At 63.0% G+C, this 17,569-nt stretch carries 14 protein-coding genes and 1 pseudogene; 7 read left to right on the top strand and 8 right to left on the bottom strand.

The features are described 5' to 3' along the window. Window positions 1–52 precede the first annotated feature (52 nt). Together ftsY and ACMYR2_RS02215 are read left to right on the top strand one after the other, a co-directional pair. A complete protein-coding gene (gene ftsY, locus ACMYR2_RS02210; RefSeq protein WP_416193609.1) occupies window positions 53–1,000 on the top strand; it encodes a signal recognition particle-docking protein FtsY in 948 nt (315 codons plus the stop codon). A 2-nt stretch (window positions 1,001–1,002) separates the two neighbouring features. Then, window positions 1,003–1,605: a septation protein A gene (locus ACMYR2_RS02215; protein WP_347263382.1), complete on the top strand. Its 603-nt coding sequence runs from the start codon at window positions 1,003–1,005 to the stop codon at window positions 1,603–1,605. 42 nt (window positions 1,606–1,647) lie between these two features. Here the strand turns inward: ACMYR2_RS02215 and ACMYR2_RS02220 are convergent, their stop codons facing one another. From ACMYR2_RS02220 to ccmA, 5 genes are all read right to left on the bottom strand, one after another. Next, window positions 1,648–2,241, bottom strand: a complete 594-nt coding sequence (locus ACMYR2_RS02220; protein ID WP_347263383.1) for a DsbE family thiol:disulfide interchange protein — start codon at window positions 2,239–2,241, stop codon at window positions 1,648–1,650. Beyond that, window positions 2,238–2,417 carry a heme exporter protein CcmD gene (gene ccmD, locus ACMYR2_RS02225; protein WP_347263384.1) on the bottom strand — a complete coding sequence of 60 codons (180 nt, stop codon included), beginning with the start codon at window positions 2,415–2,417 and terminating at the stop codon, window positions 2,238–2,240. The genes ACMYR2_RS02220 and ccmD overlap by 4 nt, the downstream gene beginning before the upstream one ends. A 5-nt stretch (window positions 2,418–2,422) precedes the next feature. Beyond that, complete coding sequence (locus ACMYR2_RS02230) at window positions 2,423–3,154, bottom strand: heme ABC transporter permease (RefSeq protein WP_347263385.1); 732 nt, start codon at window positions 3,152–3,154, stop codon at window positions 2,423–2,425. A gap of 95 nt (window positions 3,155–3,249) precedes the next feature. Continuing rightward, window positions 3,250–3,918, bottom strand: coding sequence for a heme exporter protein CcmB (gene ccmB / locus ACMYR2_RS02235; protein ID WP_347263386.1), 669 nt, complete (start codon window positions 3,916–3,918; stop codon window positions 3,250–3,252). 217 nt (window positions 3,919–4,135) lie between these two features. Continuing rightward, window positions 4,136–4,738 (bottom strand): heme ABC exporter ATP-binding protein CcmA, encoded by a 603-nt coding sequence (ccmA, locus tag ACMYR2_RS02240; protein WP_347263387.1) that lies wholly within the window; start codon window positions 4,736–4,738, stop codon window positions 4,136–4,138. Between the two features lie 231 nt (window positions 4,739–4,969). On the opposite strand from ccmA, the gene acnA reads away from it, so the two are divergent. The 3 genes from acnA (at window position 4,970) to ACMYR2_RS02255 (ending at window position 9,507) form a co-directional block, all read left to right on the top strand. Then, window positions 4,970–7,687: an aconitate hydratase AcnA gene (acnA, locus tag ACMYR2_RS02245; protein ID WP_416193610.1), complete on the top strand. Its 2,718-nt coding sequence runs from the start codon at window positions 4,970–4,972 to the stop codon at window positions 7,685–7,687. 268 nt (window positions 7,688–7,955) lie between these two features. Next, entirely contained in the window at window positions 7,956–8,711 is a 756-nt protein-coding gene (locus ACMYR2_RS02250; RefSeq protein WP_347263389.1) for a DUF1223 domain-containing protein, read from the top strand. Window positions 8,712–9,135: 424 nt separating this feature from the next. Beyond that, the gene (locus ACMYR2_RS02255) at window positions 9,136–9,507 is read left to right on the top strand and encodes a DUF2794 domain-containing protein (RefSeq protein WP_347263390.1); all 372 of its coding nucleotides are present in this window, start codon (window positions 9,136–9,138) and stop codon (window positions 9,505–9,507) included. A 93-nt stretch (window positions 9,508–9,600) separates the two neighbouring features. Here the strand turns inward: ACMYR2_RS02255 and ACMYR2_RS02260 are convergent, their stop codons facing one another. Beyond that, window positions 9,601–10,668 carry a glycosyltransferase family 4 protein gene (locus ACMYR2_RS02260; RefSeq protein ID WP_347263391.1) on the bottom strand — a complete coding sequence of 356 codons (1,068 nt, stop codon included), beginning with the start codon at window positions 10,666–10,668 and terminating at the stop codon, window positions 9,601–9,603. Window positions 10,669–10,961: 293 nt separating this feature from the next. Between ACMYR2_RS02260 and ACMYR2_RS02265 the strand changes: the two genes are divergently transcribed. Both ACMYR2_RS02265 and ACMYR2_RS02270 read left to right on the top strand, forming a co-directional pair. Then, window positions 10,962–12,725 (top strand): ABC transporter ATP-binding protein, encoded by a 1,764-nt coding sequence (locus ACMYR2_RS02265; protein WP_347263392.1) that lies wholly within the window; start codon window positions 10,962–10,964, stop codon window positions 12,723–12,725. A 67-nt stretch (window positions 12,726–12,792) separates the two neighbouring features. Then, window positions 12,793–14,994 carry an amylo-alpha-1,6-glucosidase gene (locus ACMYR2_RS02270; protein ID WP_347263393.1) on the top strand — a complete coding sequence of 734 codons (2,202 nt, stop codon included), beginning with the start codon at window positions 12,793–12,795 and terminating at the stop codon, window positions 14,992–14,994. A gap of 161 nt (window positions 14,995–15,155) precedes the next feature. On the opposite strand, the gene istB is transcribed toward ACMYR2_RS02270, so the two are convergent. Together istB and istA are read right to left on the bottom strand one after the other, a co-directional pair. Further along, on the bottom strand, window positions 15,156–16,019 hold the full coding sequence (gene istB / locus ACMYR2_RS02275; protein ID WP_416192932.1) for an IS21-like element helper ATPase IstB: 864 nt from the start codon (window positions 16,017–16,019) through the stop codon (window positions 15,156–15,158). Then, a pseudogene (gene istA, locus ACMYR2_RS02280) lies at window positions 15,985–17,518 on the bottom strand (IS21 family transposase). Before istA ends, istB begins: the two are co-directional and overlap by 35 nt. Window positions 17,519–17,569 lie beyond the last annotated feature (51 nt).

The raw sequence follows: 17,569 nt of genomic DNA on the forward strand, positions 1-17,569 counted from the left end.
ACTTTATTTCCGGTTGCGGCATGATCGCCGAAACGGCTAACACACCTCCACAATGAACGACAGCACCGAGGATCAACCGAAACAAAGCTGGTGGCGCAGGCTGTCCGGCGGCCTCAAGCGGACCTCGGCTTCGCTCGGGACGGCGGTGGCCGATCTCGTCACCAAGCGCAAGCTCGACCGCGCGATGCTCGACGACATCGAGGACGTGCTGCTGCGCGCTGACCTCGGAACCGCGGTCGCCGAACGCATCGCGGAGGCGGTCGGCGAAGGACGCTATGACAAGGCGATCTCCGCCGACGAGGTGAAGGCCGTCGTCGCGGCCGAGGTGGAGAAAGTTCTCGCGCCGGTGGCGCGGCCGCTGGCCGTCGACGAGACGGTCAAGCCCTTCGTTATTCTGGTGGTCGGCGTCAACGGCTCCGGCAAGACCACGACCATCGGCAAGCTGGCGGCGAAATTGTCCGCCGAGGGCCGCAAGGTGATGATGGCGGCCGGCGACACGTTTCGCGCCGCGGCGATCGACCAGTTGAAGGTCTGGGGCGAGCGGACCGGCTCGCCGGTGATCGCGGGCGCGCAAGGATCGGATTCCGCGAGCCTTGCGTTCAACGCGCTGACCGAGGCGCGAAACCAGAACCGCGACGTGCTGCTGATCGACACCGCGGGCCGCCTGCAGAACAAGGCGGAACTGATGAACGAACTGGAAAAGATGGTTCGCGTCATCCGCCGGGTCGATTCGTCGGCTCCGCATGTCGTGCTGCTGGTGCTCGATGCCACGGTCGGACAGAACGCGCTGTCGCAGGTCGAGGCGTTTCATCGCACCGCCGGCGTCACCGGGCTGGTGATGACCAAGCTGGACGGCACCGCGCGCGGCGGCATTCTGGTGGCGCTCGCGGAGAAGCATAAGCTGCCCGTGCATTTCATCGGCGTGGGCGAAGGAGTGGACGATCTCGCGCCGTTCACCGCGCGCGATTTCGCGCGGGCGGTCGCGGGGATCGAAGACTGACGATGAACAAGTCGCAACCGCACCCGTTCTTCAAGCTCGCGACCGAACTCGGTCCGCTGCTGGTGTTCTTCGCCGCCAATGCGAAGTTTGGCCTGTTCGTTGCGACGGCCGCGTTCATGGTGGCGATCATGGCCGCGATGATCGCGTCCTATGCGGTGACGCGGCATATCCCGCTGATGGCGCTGGTGACGGGCGTCATCGTCATCGTGTTCGGCACGCTGACCCTGGTGCTGCATGATGAGACCTTCATCAAGGTGAAGCCGACCATCATCTATGCCCTGTTCGCGGCGGTGCTCGGCGGCGGATTGCTGTTCGGCCGTTCCTTCATCGCGATCATGTTCGATCAGGTGTTCAACCTGACGCCGCGCGGCTGGCGGTTGTTGACGATGCGCTGGGCGCTGTTCTTCGCCGCGATGGCAGTCCTGAATGAATTCGTCTGGCGGACCCAGAGCACGGATTTCTGGGTCAACTTCAAGGTGTTCGGAGCGGTCCCGCTCACCATGATCTTTGCCATGATGCAGATGCCGCTGACCCGGCGCTATCATCTGGAGCCGGCCACCCTGGAAGCCAGCGATGCCAAGGAAGGCGACATCAGCGAAGGCTGATCGCTTTCCAACAGGTTGGCCTGAAAGACGAGCGGGGCTGAATCAGGAGCCTGCCTTCAGGGCCTTTTCGATTTCCGGCTTCAGCACCGCTTCGATATTCTCGGGCGTGATTTCCCCGACCAGCTTGTAGGCGATGGTGCCGTCTCGCGCGACCACGAAGGTCTCGGGCACGCCGTAGACACCCCATTCGATGGAAGCCCGGCCATTGCTGTCGACGCCGACGACGTCGAACGGGTTGCCGTAGCGGCCGAGGAAGCGGCGGGCGTTGTCGGAAGCGTCCTTGTAGTTGATGCCGACGAACTGCACGCGCCGGTCCCTGGCGAACTCGGTCAGCAGCGGCGCCTCGCTATGGCAGGGGACGCACCAGGATGCCCAGACATTGACCAGGCTGACCTTGCCGATGAAGGTCGCGGGGTCGATCCCCGGCACCGGCTTGCCGTCCACCATGAGGCCGGACAGCGGCGGCAGCGGGATCTGGGGCGCGGCGCGGCCGATCAGCGCCGAGGGGATTCGCGAGATGTCGCTATCGCCGAGCCGGAACCAGAACAGGAGCGCCAGCGCGGCGAAGAGCACGAGCGGCAGCGCCATCAGCCAGCGCCGTTTCGGCGCGGCGGCGGGCGTCGCGGGGTCGGTCATTGAACCTCCGCTGCGCTGCGTCCCGATCGCCTGACCGCGCCCGCGGCTTCAAGGCCGCGCAGGCGCGCCTTCTGGCGGCGGTAATCCATGATCACCCAGACGATGAGCGCGGTGACCACGGCAGCGACCGATACGTAGGACGTCACGATGAACGAGGCATAGGGACCGAGCGCCATGATTGTCACGCCACCGATTTGCTGGCTTGCAGCATCTGCAAGGTGCGCACGCGCCGGCGCAGGATTTCATTCCGCATCGCCGCGATATGCAGCGTCAGGAACAGCAGGGTGAATCCGATCGCCATCACCGCGAGGGGGATCAGGAAGGAACGGTCGAGCGTCGAGCCGCCCATTCGCACCACCGAAGCTGGTTGATGCAACGTGTTCCACCAGTCCACCGAGAACTTGATGATGGGAATGTTGACCGAGCCGACCAGCGTCAGCACCGCGGCGGCGCGAGCGGCGCGTGAGGGATCCTCGACCGCGCGCCATAGCGCCATCAGGCCGAGATACATCAGGAACAGGATCAAGACCGAGGTCAGCCGCGCGTCCCACTCCCAGTAGGTGCCCCACATCGGCCGGCCCCACAGCGATCCCGTCAGCAGCGCGAGAAAGGTGAAGGCTGCGCCGATCGGCGCGGCGGTCTTGGCCGCGACGTCGGCCAGCGGATGCCGCCACACCAGCGTGCCCAGTGCGGCGACGCTCATCACGCCCCACACGAACATCGACAGCCACGCATTGGGAACGTGGATGAACATGATCTTGACGGTCGCGCCCTGCTGGTAGTCGTCGGGCGCGATCGCGGACTGGTACAGGCCGACCGCAAGCACGAGCGTGGTGACGGCCACGAGCCACGGCAGAATCCGGCCGGCAAGCGTGAGAAACCGGGAGGGGTTGGCGAGGTCAATCAACGGCATGGGCACCACTGATAGTCGCCGGAGCTACCGCAGGCAATGCGGATTTGCGTCCGGTTTCGCACTTGAGCAAAAATTGATTGGCTGCATCGAGCGCCTCAATCCAGCCCGTGCCGCAGGCTTGCGGCGGCGGCAAACGGGCCGATGACCAGGCTCGCCAGCGACAGCGCGCACAGAATCGAGAACGGCGTGCCGAACGGCGAGGGTCCGGAAATCGCGGCGTTGGACGCGGCGACGCCGAAAATCAGAACCGGGATCGACAGCGGAAGCACCAGCACCGAGAGCAGCAGCCCGCCGCGGCGCAGGACGACGGCGAGGGCGGCGCCGACCATTCCGGTGAAGGTGAGCGCCGGCGTTCCGGCAAGGAGCGTCAGCGCCACCGCGCCGGTCGCGACGGCGTCAAGGTTGAGCAGCAGTCCCAGCACCGGCGTCGCGGCGACCAGCGGCAACCCTACCGCCAGCCAGTGCGCCAGCGCCTTCGCGGCGCAGACCAGTTCGAGCGGCGTGCGGCCCATGACGATCAGGTCGAGCGAGCCATCGTCGTGATCGGCGGTGAACAGGCGATCGAGCGTCAGCAGGCTCGCCAGCAGCGCGCCGAGCCAGAGAATCGCGGGACCGAGTTTTTTCAGGAGCGCGAGATCGGGGCCGACCGCGAACGGCATCAGCACCACGACGGTCAGGAAAAACAGCACCCCGATCAGCGCGCCGCCGCCGACGCGCAGCGCGACGCGCACATCCCGGCGGATCACGGCGGCGAGGGCGGTCATCGGCAAGGCCTCCCTTGCTTTCGTCCCCTCTCCCCTTGTGGGAGCCGAGACGAGCGAAGCTCGCTCTTAGGGTGCCGGAGCGAAGCGGAGGCGGGTGAGGGGTCAAGCATCGCGTTTCGGATCGACCCTTCACCCGGTTTCTCGCCACGCTCGAAACCACCCTCTCCCACAAGGGGAGAGGGCAGGAGTCCCCGCTGCACGACCCTGCTCAAGCCCTTCACGCCGCGCCTCCGATCCGCAGTTCCTGCACGGCAATGCCGAGCGGCGTATGGGTTGCGGCCAGAATGATGCCCCCGCCCGCGAGATGGCTGGTCATGATCGCGGCGAAGGCGGACTGGCCGGTGACGTCGAGGGCCGAGGTCGGCTCGTCCAGCAGCCAGACCGGACGCTTGACCGTCAGGAGCCGCGCGATCGACAGCCGTCGCCGCTGACCCGCCGAGAGATAGGCCGCCGGCAGATGCGCGGCATGGCCGAGTCCGACCGTCGCGAGCGCATCCGATTCGCCCGATTTCCCGCCGCCGAGGAAATCCCGCCAGAACGACAGGTTCTCGCTGACCGTGAGCGCAGGCTTCAAGGCGTCGCGATGGCCGAGGTAATGCGCCTGTTCCGGCAGCGTCAATTCGGGATCGCCGCCTTCAAGGCTGATCGACCCGCCTTCCATCGCCAGAAGACCCGCCAGGAGCCGGAGCAGGGACGTTTTCCCCGCGCCGTTAGGACCGGTGATCGCCACGGCGCGGCCCGACTCCGCCGCGACATCAAGGCCGGAAAACACCTCCCGTCCTCCTCTGACGCATCGCAATCCGTTCCCTGAGAGTCTCATGGTGGTCCTGTTCGCGGAACTATCGCGTTTTCCGTGTATGGCTGAAAGGCGGGGTACAAGCATTTGAGGGACGGTGGCGGACGATCTGGAAAGACTCTATAAAAACCGGAACCTGATGCAGCACAAAACGCGCCGCAACGAAACCCCTCGGCTTGGTGCGTCAGCGGTGTTTCAATACCATAACGGTTTGCCGGCCCGTTACCCCAGACGCTTTAATTCGGGATTTCTCACATGGCTTCGCTCGACAGCTTCAAGTGCCTGAAAACTTTCAAGGTCGGAGGCAAGACCTACGCTTACTACAGTCTGCCGGCGGCGGAGAAGAATGGCCTCAAGGGCATCTCCCGGCTGCCCTATTCCATGAAGGTGCTGCTGGAAAACCTGCTGCGCAACGAGGACGGCCGCTCGGTGAAGAAGGAAGACATCGCCGCGTTCGCCAAATGGCTGAGAAAGCGCAGGCTCGAGCATGAGATTGCCTTCCGTCCGGCTCGCGTTCTGATGCAGGATTTCACCGGCGTGCCCGCCGTGGTCGATCTCGCGGCGATGCGCAACGCGATGCAGAATCTCGGCGGCAAGCCTGAGAAGATCAATCCGCTGGTGCCGGTCGATCTCGTCATCGACCACAGCGTGATCGTGAACTTCTTCGGTGACAACAAGGCGTTCGCCAGGAACGTGGTCGAGGAATACAGGCAGAACAAGGAGCGCTACGAGTTTCTGAAATGGGGGCAGAAGGCCTTCTCGAATTTCGCGGTGGTGCCGCCCGGCACCGGCATCTGCCATCAGGTCAATCTGGAGTATCTGGCGCAGACGATCTGGACCAGAAAGGAAAAGCTGACGATCGGCAGAAAGACCGCCAGCATCGAGGTGGCCTATCCGGATACGGTGCTCGGCACCGATTCCCACACCACCATGGTCAATGGTCTTGCCGTGCTGGGCTGGGGCGTCGGCGGCATCGAGGCGGAAGCCGCCATGCTCGGCCAGCCGCTGTCGATGCTGCTGCCCGACGTGGTCGGCTTCAAGCTGAAGGGGGCGCTGAAGGAAGGCGTTACCGCCACCGATCTCGTTCTCACCGTCACCCAGATGCTGCGCAAGCAGGGCGTCGTCGGCAAGTTCGTCGAATTCTACGGGCCCGGCCTCGATCATCTGTCGGTCGCGGACAAGGCGACCATCGCCAACATGGCGCCGGAATACGGCGCGACCTGCGGTTTCTTTCCGATCGATGCGGCGACCATCGACTACCTCAAGACGTCCGGCCGCGCGGCGGCCCGTGTCGCGCTGGTGACGAAATACGCCAAGGCGCAGGGGCTGTTTCGCAGCGCCGCTTCGAGCGATCCGGTCTTCACCGAAAAACTCGCGCTCGATCTCGGAACGGTGGTGCCCTCACTCGCCGGACCGAAACGGCCGGAGGGGCGGCAGTCGCTGTCGGCGGTCGCGGACGGCTTCGCCGGTGCGCTCGCGGAGGAATACCGGAAGACCGACGCCGCGGCGCGATTCCCGGTCGAGGGCCGCAACTTCGATCTCGGCCATGGCGACGTGGTGATCGCGGCGATCACCTCATGCACCAATACATCCAACCCGAGCGTGCTGATGGCCGCCGGGCTGCTGGCGCGCAAGGCGGCGGCGAAAGGGCTGACCGCGAAGCCCTGGGTGAAAACGTCGCTGGCGCCGGGCAGCCAGGTGGTCGCCGAATATCTCGCGGCGTCCGGGCTTCAACTCGATCTCGACAGAGTGGGTTTCAACCTGGTCGGCTTCGGCTGCACCACCTGCATCGGCAATTCGGGACCGCTGGCGCCGGAGATCTCAAAATCGGTCAACGACAACGGCATCGTCGCCGCGGCGGTTCTGTCGGGCAACCGCAATTTCGAGGGCCGCGTTTCGCCGGACGTGCAGGCGAATTATCTGGCCTCGCCGCCGCTGGTCGTCGCCTATGCGCTGGCAGGCTCGGTGACCAGAAATCTCAGCCGCGAGCCGCTCGGCACGGGCACCGACGGCAAGCCGGTGTACCTGAAGGATATCTGGCCGACCTCGAAGGAGGTCAACGCCTTCATCAAGAAGTACGTGACCTCCAGAATCTTCAAGAAGAAGTACGCCGCCGTTTTCAAGGGCGATGACAACTGGCGCAAGATCCAGACCGTCGCGAGCGAGACCTATCGCTGGAACATGAATTCGACCTATGTGCAGAATCCGCCCTACTTCGATGGCATAAAGAAGGAGCCGGAGCCGATCGAGGACATCGTGGATGCCCGCATCCTGGCCATGTTCGGCGACAAGATCACCACCGATCATATTTCGCCGGCCGGTGCGATCAAGCTGACGTCGCCGGCCGGACAATATCTCAGCGAACGCCAGGTGCGTCCGGCGGATTTCAATCAGTACGGCACGCGGCGCGGCAATCATGAAGTGATGATGCGGGGCACCTTCGCCAATATCCGTATCAAGAACTTCATGCTCAGGGGCGCCGACGGCACGGTCCCCGAGGGCGGCTTGACCAGGCACTGGCCGGACGGCGAGCAGATGTCGATCTATGACGCCGCGATGAAGTACCAGCAGGAGAACGTGCCGCTTGTCGTGTTCGCCGGCGCCGAGTATGGCAACGGCTCGTCGCGCGACTGGGCGGCCAAGGGCACGCTGCTGCTCGGCGTTCGCGCGGTGATCTGCGAGAGCTTCGAGCGCATCCACCGCTCCAACCTCGTCGGCATGGGCGTGTTGCCGCTGACTTTCGAGGAAGGCGTGTCCTGGCAATCCCTCGGGCTCACGGGTGATGAGACGGTGACGATTCGCGGCTTGCAGGGCGATCTGAAGCCGCGCCAGAAGCTGACGGCGGACATCGTGTCCCGCGACGGCTCGCTTCGCCGCGTCTTGCTGCTCTGCCGCATCGATACGCTCGACGAACTCGACTACTACCGCAACGGGGGCATCCTGCACTATGTGCTGCGCAAACTCGCGGCTTGACCTGCTGATCCGATTCCGACGTCCGCATTGCGTTCAAGCGCGCCCATAGCCCCTCCTGGGGGACATGTGTTTGACGTTCGTACCCGAGGGCCGCGATCGCCGGCGTGACGAATGTCAGAACGGCGCATTTGATGTATGAGGCCTTCACCGCGAATTGAGTGGCGGGCAAGCGGGGGTCAGCCTATCAAAATGCCGGCTTCTCGCATTCTTAAAGCGTCTTTTCCTTCATGCCGCCGGCCCCTGCCGTGCCGCGGTTTTGGTGATCTTGATGATGTCTCGTGGTGGTTTGGCACGACTGTCCGGAGCGCTTGGCGTTTGCGCGGTTGTCGCGATCACTCGTCCAGCCTTGGCGGAGCCGCGCGCGGTGGTTGAACTGTTCACGTCGCAGGGCTGCTCCTCATGTCCGGCCGCCGATGAAATTCTGGGTGATCTTTCCAAGGACCCGTCGATCGTCGCGATCAGCATGCCGATCGATTACTGGGATTATCTCGGCTGGAAGGATACGCTCGCGGACAATCGCTTCACGGCGCGCCAGAAGGCCTATTCGCAGATGCGGGGCGATCGCGATGTCTACACGCCGCAGGTGATCGTCAATGGATCGGCCCATGTGATCGGCAATGATCGCGGCGCGATCGAAAGGGCGGTTCGCGATACGCGACAAAGCCAGGAGGTGATGTCGGTGCCGGTTTCGATGTCGGTGTCGGGTCGGCAGCTCAACGTGTCGGTCGCATCCGCCAACGGCAAGCATCTTTCGGATCGCGGCGAAATCTGGGTCTGTGCGATCTCCAAGGCGGTCCCGATTGCGATCGGGCGTGGAGAGAACAGCGGCCGCAAAGTGACCTACCATAATGTCGTTCGGAGCTGGCTCAAGGTCGGCGACTGGACGGGCAAGGCGGGCACCTGGGCGGTGCCGATTGAGAATATCGCCCATCATGGCGTCGATGCCGCGGTGGTCTATGTTCAGGATGGCAATCGCGAAAGGCCCGGCCGGATGCTTGGCGCGGCCTACACCCTGCTGCATTGATATTTGATTGGCGTTTTCCGCGACGCGAATCCCGCGCGATGAATGGCCTGCCTTCAGGGTGCTCAAAAAGAAAAGCCCGGCACCGGGTCCGAGCTTTCTGCAAATCCAAAATTGATCTCTGCGAATAGGCCCGATCCTGATGGCCCCGGGGGGCTGGGGGCTGAGGAACCGGTTCCAAAAGAATCGGGCCATCGCAGAGAATGTTCTTTCGCAGCTCAGCGGGGCGGTTGCTTGACGGAATTTGGGCTGCATTATGATTTCGCCTGACGTTCTTGTTATTGGGGAGTGGAAGTGGCGCAAGGAATGAAGGCAAGGAATGAAGGGATGAGTTGATTGCTGCGCCGCTTCGGGACCGGGAAGCCGAGCCTCTTGCGGCAAGTCGCGGCCGGGGCGATGATGTCATCCGACCCGACAGGAGGCGCCGATGAGTTCGTTGCCGGACGACCTTGATTCAGTCGGGAGCCGCGTGACGGAACGCGGCCCCGCGCCCGTTCCCGCTCCAGGCAGGGTGACGTTCAACCGTCTCGAACTCAATCGTATCCTCAATCTTTATGGACGGATGGTCGCCGATGGGGATTGGCGCGATTATGCCATCGACTTTCTCAGGGATCGCGCGGTGTTCTCGGTCTTCCGCCGCGCTTCCGAAGTTCCGATTTATCGTATCGAGAAAGATCCGCGACTGGCGCGCAAGCAAGGCGCTTATAGCGTGATCTCGGCGAGCGGCCTTATTCTGAGGCGCGGCCACGAACTCGACCGCGTGCTGCTTGTCATCGATCGCAAGCTGTCGCTGGTCTGATGCAGCCACATTCCTGCGGCCCCTGGATAGGGACCGCAGCATGAATGCTCCGCCGAGAATTTCGCTTCTGATTCCATCAGAAGCGAAAAGGTCCTAAATGGCGTTGCTGACCAGCTTGATCCGCGGCGCCGTCGCCTCGATCAGGTCGCGATAGGAATCGAGATAATCAAGCGCCATGCGCCGCGCCGTGAAGCGCGCCTCGAACTCCGCCCTGATGGTTCCGCGATCGAGCGTCGTCAGGCTGTGGACGGCGGCCACCGCGCTGATCTCGTCTTCGACGATAAAGCCCGTTTGTCCATCCGTAATGATCTCGGCGACGGAGCCGCGATTGTAGGCGATGACGGGGGTGCCGCACGCCATCGCCTCGATCATGACCAGCCCGAACGGTTCAGGCCAGGCGATCGGCGCCAGCAGTCCGATGGCGCCGCTGAGGAAGTCCGGCTTCTCGTGGTCGCTGATCTCGCCGATATACTCCACCAGCGGGTGGTCCATCATCGGACGGATGTATTCATCATAATATTCCTGGTCGGCGCGATCAACTTTCGCGGCGATCTTGAGCGGGATGCCGCACCGAAGCGCGATCCTGATGGCGCGGTCGACGCCTTTCTCCGGAGCGATGCGGCCCAGAACCGCGAGGTAGCTCGGCTTGACCGGGCGGGGCGTCAACAGCTTCTCCGGGAGCCCGTGATACACCGTACGGAGCCAGCGGGCTTGCGGCGCTGGGCGGCGTTGTGCGTTCGAGATTGAGATCAATGGAATTGAAGAAAATGCGTTGAAGACCGGCTGAAGCTCCGGGAGATCGAGGCGGCCGTGCAGCGTGGTGAGGAAGGGTGTCGGTTGTCTCGAAAACAGTGAGAAGGGGTAGTAGTCGAGGTGAAAGTGGAGAAAGTCGAACTCTTCATCGTCACATTTCCGGCGGACCCGTTCCAGCATCACCATGTGCAGTGCGTTTGGATCGCGCACGGCGCCATCTAGTCGTAAGGCTCTCGGCCAGGTCGCATCAAGTCGGGCCGACGTAAGAGAATCGCCGCTGGCAAAAAGAGTTACGTCGTGGCCGAGGGCAACGAATTCTTCCGTCAGCCAGTGCACCACTCGTTCAGTGCCGCCATACAGCTTCGGAGGAACAGCTTCCGTCAACGGAGCAACCTGCGCGATGCGCATCTATCAGTCTCCTGTCATTGTTCATGTCTCGTCGGCGAGTGGAGGCTTCAGGGTTTTCGGGACAAAGGAACGTTCTCGGATTTGAGAGGTTCCTTTGTTCCGCGCGACTTCTTCCACATTGTCGTCTTGCTGATGCCATCACTCCCCGGCAGACAACCTATGCAGGCTTTGCAACGAAGTTTGTGCGCATTGACGGCTTTTCTGAGGGGCTTGTGCGGCATTGTCGAACGCCCTCTTCCGAGAAGACGCCTTTGCTCTTTACTCTGGTCAACTTCACAGCACGGTGGGGATGCATGGACGATTTCTCGGGATACGCCAGTCGGCCCTTTGCATTCGTGATGCGTTACTGCCGCCGGCGATCGGCGTCGCACATTGCGATCCTTCTATGCGTCGTCGCGGCGGTGATGTGTTCAGTCGGGACGCAGTACGGCGTCAAATCGCTGGTTGATGCGCTGACGCGCGGGCCCGGGCATAGCGGTGCGGTATGGCTGGCGTTCATCTTTCTCGTGACGCTGATCGCTGCCGACAACTTGCTCTGGCGCGTCGCGAGCTGGGTCGCGAGCTTCACATTCGTCGGCGTCACGGGCGACCTGCGCCGCGATATCTTCAGGCATCTGACAGGTCATGCGCCAAGCTATTTCGCTGGACGGATGCCGGGGATGTTGACGGGCCGCATCACGGCGACCTCGAACGCGGTCCACACCGTCGAGAACATGCTGGTCTGGAACGTGCTGCCGCCCTGCATCGCGACGGTGGTTGCGATTGCGCTGATCGGAACGGTCAGCCTTCCGATGGCGGCTGGTCTGGCGCTCGTCGCCGTCTTCATGGTCGCCGTCATGTTCGGAGTGGCTGCCGGGGGGAAGACCCTGCATGACGACTACGCCGACAAGGCTGCGCGGGTTGACGGCGAGATGGTCGATGTCGTCAACAACATGCCGCTGGTCAGGGCGTTCTGCGGCACCGACCATGAGCTGGACAGGTTCAATGCCACGGTCGGCCGCGAAATGAGCGCGCGCGGACGCAGTCTTCGTTATCTGGAGAAGCTCAGGATCGCTCATGCCGTCGTCACCATCGTGCTGACCATTTCGCTGCTGGCGTGGGCCATTACGCTGTGGCAACGCGGCAGCGTCACCACCGGGGAGGTCGTGCTGGTCTGCACGCTCGGCCTGTCGATCCTGCACGCCACCAGAGATCTCGCTGTCGCGCTCGTGGACATCACCCAGCACGTGGCGCGGCTGTCGGAAGCGGTCGCGACGCTGCTGGTCCCGCACGAGTTGACCGATCATCCCGAAGCCAAGCCGTTGCGCAAGAACGGCGCGGCCATCGCTTTCAACAATGTCTCGTTTCGATACCCGGGCGGCCGATCGGTTTTCGAGCGCTTCAATCTCAGGATTCAACCGGGGCAGCGGGTCGGGCTGGTCGGGGAGTCCGGCGGCGGCAAGTCGACGCTGTTCGTCCTGTTGCAGCGGTTCTACGATGCGGAGCGCGGCAGCGTGACCATCGACAGTCAGGATATCTCGCGCGTGACGCAGCACAGCCTGCGCGAGGCCATATCCGTGGTGCCGCAGGACATTTCACTGTTTCACAGGAGCATTCTGGAGAACATCCGTTACGGTCGTCCGACGGCGACCGATGGCGAGGTGCTGCGCGCAGCCAGCGCCGCGCGGTGTGATTTCGTCGACAAGCTCCCCGAAGGATTCGCGACCATGGTCGGCAACCGCGGCGTGAAACTTTCCGGAGGTCAACGCCAGCGCATCGCCATCGCGCGCGCGTTCCTCAAGGACACGCCGATCTTGCTGCTTGACGAGGCGACCGCAGCGTTGGACAGTGAATCCGAGGAGGCAGTCCGCGAGGCGCTCGGCAGCTTGATGCGAGGCCGTACGGTGATCGCGATCGCGCACCGGCTTTCGACCTTGCGCAATTTCGATCGCGTGGTCGTGCTCAAGAACGGCAGGATCATCGAAGACGGCCAGCCCGCTTGTCTGATGCGCAAGGACGGACACTATCGAAACCTCGTCGCCAAGGAGATGAGCCGCCTCGCTGTTCACGCGGCTTGAACCCTGATCTCCGTCAGGCGTCGGGCGCTGGACGGAGCCGCATGATCAGGAATTCGGCAGGGGGCAGATGATGGCAACAAAACGTGCGGCTCAGATGACGAGCACGCCGTCCGAAGTTCTATCGGAATCGCCTTTCTATATTCCGATGACCGGACCGTCGGCGCGGCCGCGCCGCACGCTGAAACACGATGACACCTTCGTTGTGCTGGACAGCCATGGTGATATCGGCGCTTCCGCGGGAGGACCGGACGGGCTGTTCAATTCCGACACGCGATATCTCGCCCGTCTGGAGTTGCTGCTCAACGACATGCAGCCGCTTCTTCTCGGCTCCAACCTGCGCAACGACAATTCCGGCCTCACGGTCGATCTCACCAATCCCGATATCTATGACGGCGAGCGGATCGTATTTCATAAGGATACGATCCATATCGTGCGCACGACCTTTCTCTGGCGGGGAACGGCGTATCAGAGGATCGGCTTGCAGAATCACGGTGAGCAGACCGCAAGCGTCGCCCTCTCCCTCCGGTTTGACAACGACTTCGCCGACCTGTTCGAGGTTCGGGGCGAGCGCCGCAAGCGCCGCGGGACAGGCGCCAGCGAACTGGCCGATCCTGCCACCGTCGTTCTGTCCTACACCGGCCTCGATGACATCGTTCGGACCTCGCGCCTGCATTTCGCGCCGCGGCCGACGCGGCTGACGGTCAACAGCGCGGTTTATCAGATCGACCTTCCCCCGCAGCGGACCACCGAAATCTTTCTCACCGTGTCCTGCAACAAGCCGGAGACGGAGAGGCCGATTGCGTTCTATCGCAGCCTGCTGGCGCATCGCCGTGAAATGCGGCGCGCCTGGTCCCATACGACGAGTATCGAAACCTCGAACGACGTCTTCAACGAGGTGTTGTGTCAGTCGATGGCCGATCTGAATATCTTGATGACGCAGACGCCGCAGGGCCGCTATCCCTATGCCGGGATCCCCTGGTACTCGACCACGTTCGGGCGCGACGGCCTCATCACGGCCTTGCAGATGTTGTGGATCGACCCTGGCATTGCGCGCGGCGTTCTCCGGAGGCTTGCGGCCTTTCAGGCGAAAACCGTCGATCCTCTCTCGGATGCCGAGCCGGGAAAGATTCTTCACGAAATGCGCGGCGGTGAAATGGCGGCGCTGCGCGAAGTACCTTTCGAACGATATTACGGCAGCGTCGATTCCACGCCGCTGTTCGTGTTGCTCGCGGGGCTCTACGTCGAACGCACGGGCGACGAGTCGATCCTGCAAGAGCTGTGGCCGGCGACCGAGGCCGCGCTCGGCTGGATCGATGGCCCCGGCGATCCGGATGGTGACGGCTTTGTCGAGTATCGGCGCGCATCCGAGCAGGGGCTTGCCAATCAAGGCTGGAAAGACTCGTTCGACGCGATCTTTCATGCCGACGGCACGCTTGCGGAGGGGAATATCGCGCTCGCGGAGGTGCAAGGTTATGTTTTCGCCGCCAAGCGGGCGGCGGCGCGGTGCGCGCGCGTGCTCGGCCTGACCAAGCGGGCCGATGAACTGGAGCTTGCCGCGGAGCGTCTGGCGTGCCGGTTCGAGGAGACATTCTGGTTGCCGGATATGGGAACCTACGCGCTGGCGCTGGACGGAAAAAAGCGTCCCTGCGAAGTGCGGACGTCGAACGCCGGGCAATTGCTGTTCACCGGCATGGTCCGTGAAGATCGGGCGCGCCTGGTCGCCGCCGATCTGATGCGGCCGGCGTTCTTCACCGGATGGGGAATCCGCACCGTGGCGATCGGGGAGGCGCGTTACAATCCGATGTCCTATCACAACGGCTCGATCTGGCCGCACGACAACGCGCTGATCGCGCTCGGGCTCGGGCGGTATGACCTCAAGCACTCGGTGGAGCAGGTTTTCAAGGGGCTGTTCGACGCCGCTTCCTATATGGATCTGCGGCGGCTGCCGGAACTGTTCTGCGGCTTCCGGCGTGAGCCGCGGCGTGGGCCTACGCTCTATCCCGTCGCCTGTCTGCCGCAGGCATGGGCGAGCGCAACGCCGTTTACGCTGCTGGAAGCGGCGCTGGGGCTGGAATTCGACCCCGCAAGAAGCGAGATCCGGCTGCGCAATCCGCGGCTCCCGGCGTTTCTCAACGAGATGATTCTGCGGCGTCTGCATCTGGGTGAATCCACTGTCGATCTGCGTCTGCGCAGGCATGACGAGGACGTGTCGGTTGAAGTGCTGCGGACACAAGGCCACGTCCAGGTCTCGATGGTGCTGTCCCGTTAGAGTCTTTCATTGTTTCATGGAAACAATGAAAGACTCTAACTTTATGTTTTGACGCGTTTTCTTTACGCGAACCGGATTCCGCTTCGCTCGAAAACGCAATTGAGCATGATCCCGACCCGAAGGACTCGTCTCTTCCCATGACGGGCGTCATGGGTTGCGTGTCAATCGGCGTTGGAACGGGACCCTCCATCGGCGTCCAAAAGGGCCCCCTTTGATCGGCGAGCTTTGCTGGTAGCGCTCGCAGCGTCGGAGCTGGCCGGGATTGCGGAGACGGTGCGAGCGCGGGTTGTTTGATCGTCGTCGCGGCTTTTGAATCTCCAGCTGTCGTTACCGGTCTCTACGATGTCACAGTGATGGGTCAGCCGGTCGAGCAGCGCAGTGGTCATCTTGGCATCGCCGAACACGCTGGGCCACTCTCCGAAGGAGAGGTTGGTGGTGACGATGACGGATGTGCGCTCGTAAAGCCGGCTGATGAGGTGGAACAGAAGCTGGCCGCCGGATTGAGCGAACGGTAGGTAACCCAGTTCGTCGAGAACGATGAAGTCCATCCGGGTCAGATGTTCGGCGAGCCGGCCCTGACGTCCGTTGCGGGTCTCGCTTTCGAGACGGTTGACGAGGTCGACGACGTTGTAAAAGCGCCCGCGGGCACCGGAGCGGATGCAGCTCCTGGCGATGGCGATGGCCAGATGGGTCTTGCCGGTGCCGGTACCGCCGACCAGCACGACGTTGCGTTGCTGGGCGATGAAGCCGCCGCCGGCGAGATCATTGACAAGTGTCTGGTTGATCGGCGTGCCGTCGAACTGGAAGTCAGCGATGTCCTTGGCGAGAGGAAGCTTGGCGATGGTGAGCTGGTACTTGATCGATCTCGCCTGCTTTTCGCTGATCTCGGCCGTGAGCAAGTCGCCGACGATGCGCTGAGGTTCATGCTGGCGCTTGATGGCGGTCACCATGATCTCGTCGAAGGCGGCCTTCATTCCGTAGAGCTTGAGCTCACCCATGAGATCGAAGATTTGGGCTCGTTCCATCAGTTGGTCCTCCGGAGGTTGTCGTAGCGGGCACAATCAGCGATCGGCGCATGGCGAAGCGTCAGTGCGGCCGGCGTCATGATGTTGGCTGGTGGCGCCGGCTCACGTTGCCGAGCTAGGATGTTGAGCACGACATCAGCGGAATGAACGCCGTGAGCGACCGCTTCGGCGCAGGCGGCCTCAACTGCTGGCAGACCGTCGGTCAGCGCCGCGTTGAGGATGTCGACCATCTGCCGATTGCCGTCATCGGCGCCGGCAAGCTTTCGCCGCACACGCTCGATCGCAGCCGGCAGCACCCAGTCCTTAAAGGGCGCCCCGTTGCGCAAGGCGCCGGGCTTGCGCATCAGGACAGGCACATAGTGCCAGGGATCGTAGACCGTCTCGCCGCGGCCAAATGATCGTTGATGCTCGGCAACGATCCGGCCGTCTTGGCGGATTACGATGCGGTCCGCATAGGCCTGGACTTCAACAGGCCGCCCAACGGCGCTCGCCGCCACCGAGTATTTGTTGTTGTCGAAGCGCACCAGGCAGGTCTTGGAGATCGAGGCGGGCACGGCATGGAAGCCGTCGAAGCGACCGGCATAGGGGACGAGCCTTGGTCGCTCAGCTTCGAAGACTTCCCAGATGGTTCGGTCCGCGAACTCCGGATGTCGGTGCGCTTTGGCGTAAGCAATGCATTTATCGAGCAGCCAGGCGTTCAGCTCATCCAGCGTCTTGAAGCGCAGCCGCGGGGTGAAGAACCGTTCGCGGACCAGCCCGACCTGGTTCTCAACCTGGCCCTTCTCCCAGCCCGACGCTGGCGTGCAGGCGACCGGGTCCACCAGATAGTGGCTGCACATCTGCAGGAAGCGGCGATTGTAAAGGCGTCCCTTGCCGACGAAGATCGTCTCGACCGCCGTCTTCATATTGTCGTAGATGCCGCGCCTGCAGGCTCCCTTGAACAGTGCGAACGCCCGGTCATGGGCGTCGAACACCATCTCCTGCGTCTCGCGCGGATAGGCCCGCACGAACAGCATCCGACTGTGGCAGAGCCGGACGTGAGCCGCCTTCACGATCACCGTGACCCCGCTCAGCAGGACCACTTCGTGGCTCCAGTCAAACTGGTAGGCTTCCCCGGGTGCAAAGCTCAGTGGCACATAGGCCGAGGTGGTCGAGGCGCCACGCTCTTGGCTCCAGCGCCGCGCATATCGACGAACCGCATCGTAGCCCCCGACATAGCCCAGACCGCGAAGCTCTTCGAACAACCGGATCAGCGTCAGCCGTTCTCGCGCCGCCTTGCTCTCGTTTGCCACCAGCAACCGGTCAAGCTCGGCACTCCAAGGGCCCATCTTCGGCTGAGGCTGTGTCTCTCGCTCGTACCGAAACTCCGTCGATTGAGAACGGATGACCTTGCGAACCACCTTCCGCGACACGCCGAGTTCTCGGCAAATCGCCTTGATCGGACGACCATCAACAAAATAGGCGCGACGGATCTTGGCAATCGTCTCCACCACCAGCATTCCAACCTCGGCTTCCATGACTCGATGGAAGCCACTGTGGACCCTTGCCCC

This window comes from Nitrobacter sp. TKz-YC01, from assembly GCF_047824785.1.
Taxonomy (GTDB): Bacteria; Pseudomonadota; Alphaproteobacteria; order Rhizobiales; family Xanthobacteraceae; genus Nitrobacter.

What these genes read in the sequence shown, in the direction of transcription:
- ftsY (WP_416193609.1), top strand. Translation starts at nt 53, where the DNA reads ATGAACGACAGCACCGAGGATCAACCGAAACAAAGCTGGTGGCGCAGG.
- ACMYR2_RS02215 (WP_347263382.1), top strand. Translation starts at nt 1,003, where the DNA reads ATGAACAAGTCGCAACCGCACCCGTTCTTCAAGCTCGCGACCGAACTC.
- ACMYR2_RS02220 (WP_347263383.1), bottom strand. Translation starts at nt 2,241, where the DNA reads ATGACCGACCCCGCGACGCCCGCCGCCGCGCCGAAACGGCGCTGGCTG.
- ccmD (WP_347263384.1), bottom strand. Translation starts at nt 2,417, where the DNA reads ATGGCGCTCGGTCCCTATGCCTCGTTCATCGTGACGTCCTACGTATCG.
- ACMYR2_RS02230 (WP_347263385.1), bottom strand. Translation starts at nt 3,154, where the DNA reads ATGCCGTTGATTGACCTCGCCAACCCCTCCCGGTTTCTCACGCTTGCC.
- ccmB (WP_347263386.1), bottom strand. Translation starts at nt 3,918, where the DNA reads ATGACCGCCCTCGCCGCCGTGATCCGCCGGGATGTGCGCGTCGCGCTG.
- ccmA (WP_347263387.1), bottom strand. Translation starts at nt 4,738, where the DNA reads ATGAGACTCTCAGGGAACGGATTGCGATGCGTCAGAGGAGGACGGGAG.
- acnA (WP_416193610.1), top strand. Translation starts at nt 4,970, where the DNA reads ATGGCTTCGCTCGACAGCTTCAAGTGCCTGAAAACTTTCAAGGTCGGA.
- ACMYR2_RS02250 (WP_347263389.1), top strand. Translation starts at nt 7,956, where the DNA reads ATGATGTCTCGTGGTGGTTTGGCACGACTGTCCGGAGCGCTTGGCGTT.
- ACMYR2_RS02255 (WP_347263390.1), top strand. Translation starts at nt 9,136, where the DNA reads ATGAGTTCGTTGCCGGACGACCTTGATTCAGTCGGGAGCCGCGTGACG.
- ACMYR2_RS02260 (WP_347263391.1), bottom strand. Translation starts at nt 10,668, where the DNA reads ATGCGCATCGCGCAGGTTGCTCCGTTGACGGAAGCTGTTCCTCCGAAG.
- ACMYR2_RS02265 (WP_347263392.1), top strand. Translation starts at nt 10,962, where the DNA reads ATGGACGATTTCTCGGGATACGCCAGTCGGCCCTTTGCATTCGTGATG.
- ACMYR2_RS02270 (WP_347263393.1), top strand. Translation starts at nt 12,793, where the DNA reads ATGATGGCAACAAAACGTGCGGCTCAGATGACGAGCACGCCGTCCGAA.
- istB (WP_416192932.1), bottom strand. Translation starts at nt 16,019, where the DNA reads ATGGAACGAGCCCAAATCTTCGATCTCATGGGTGAGCTCAAGCTCTAC.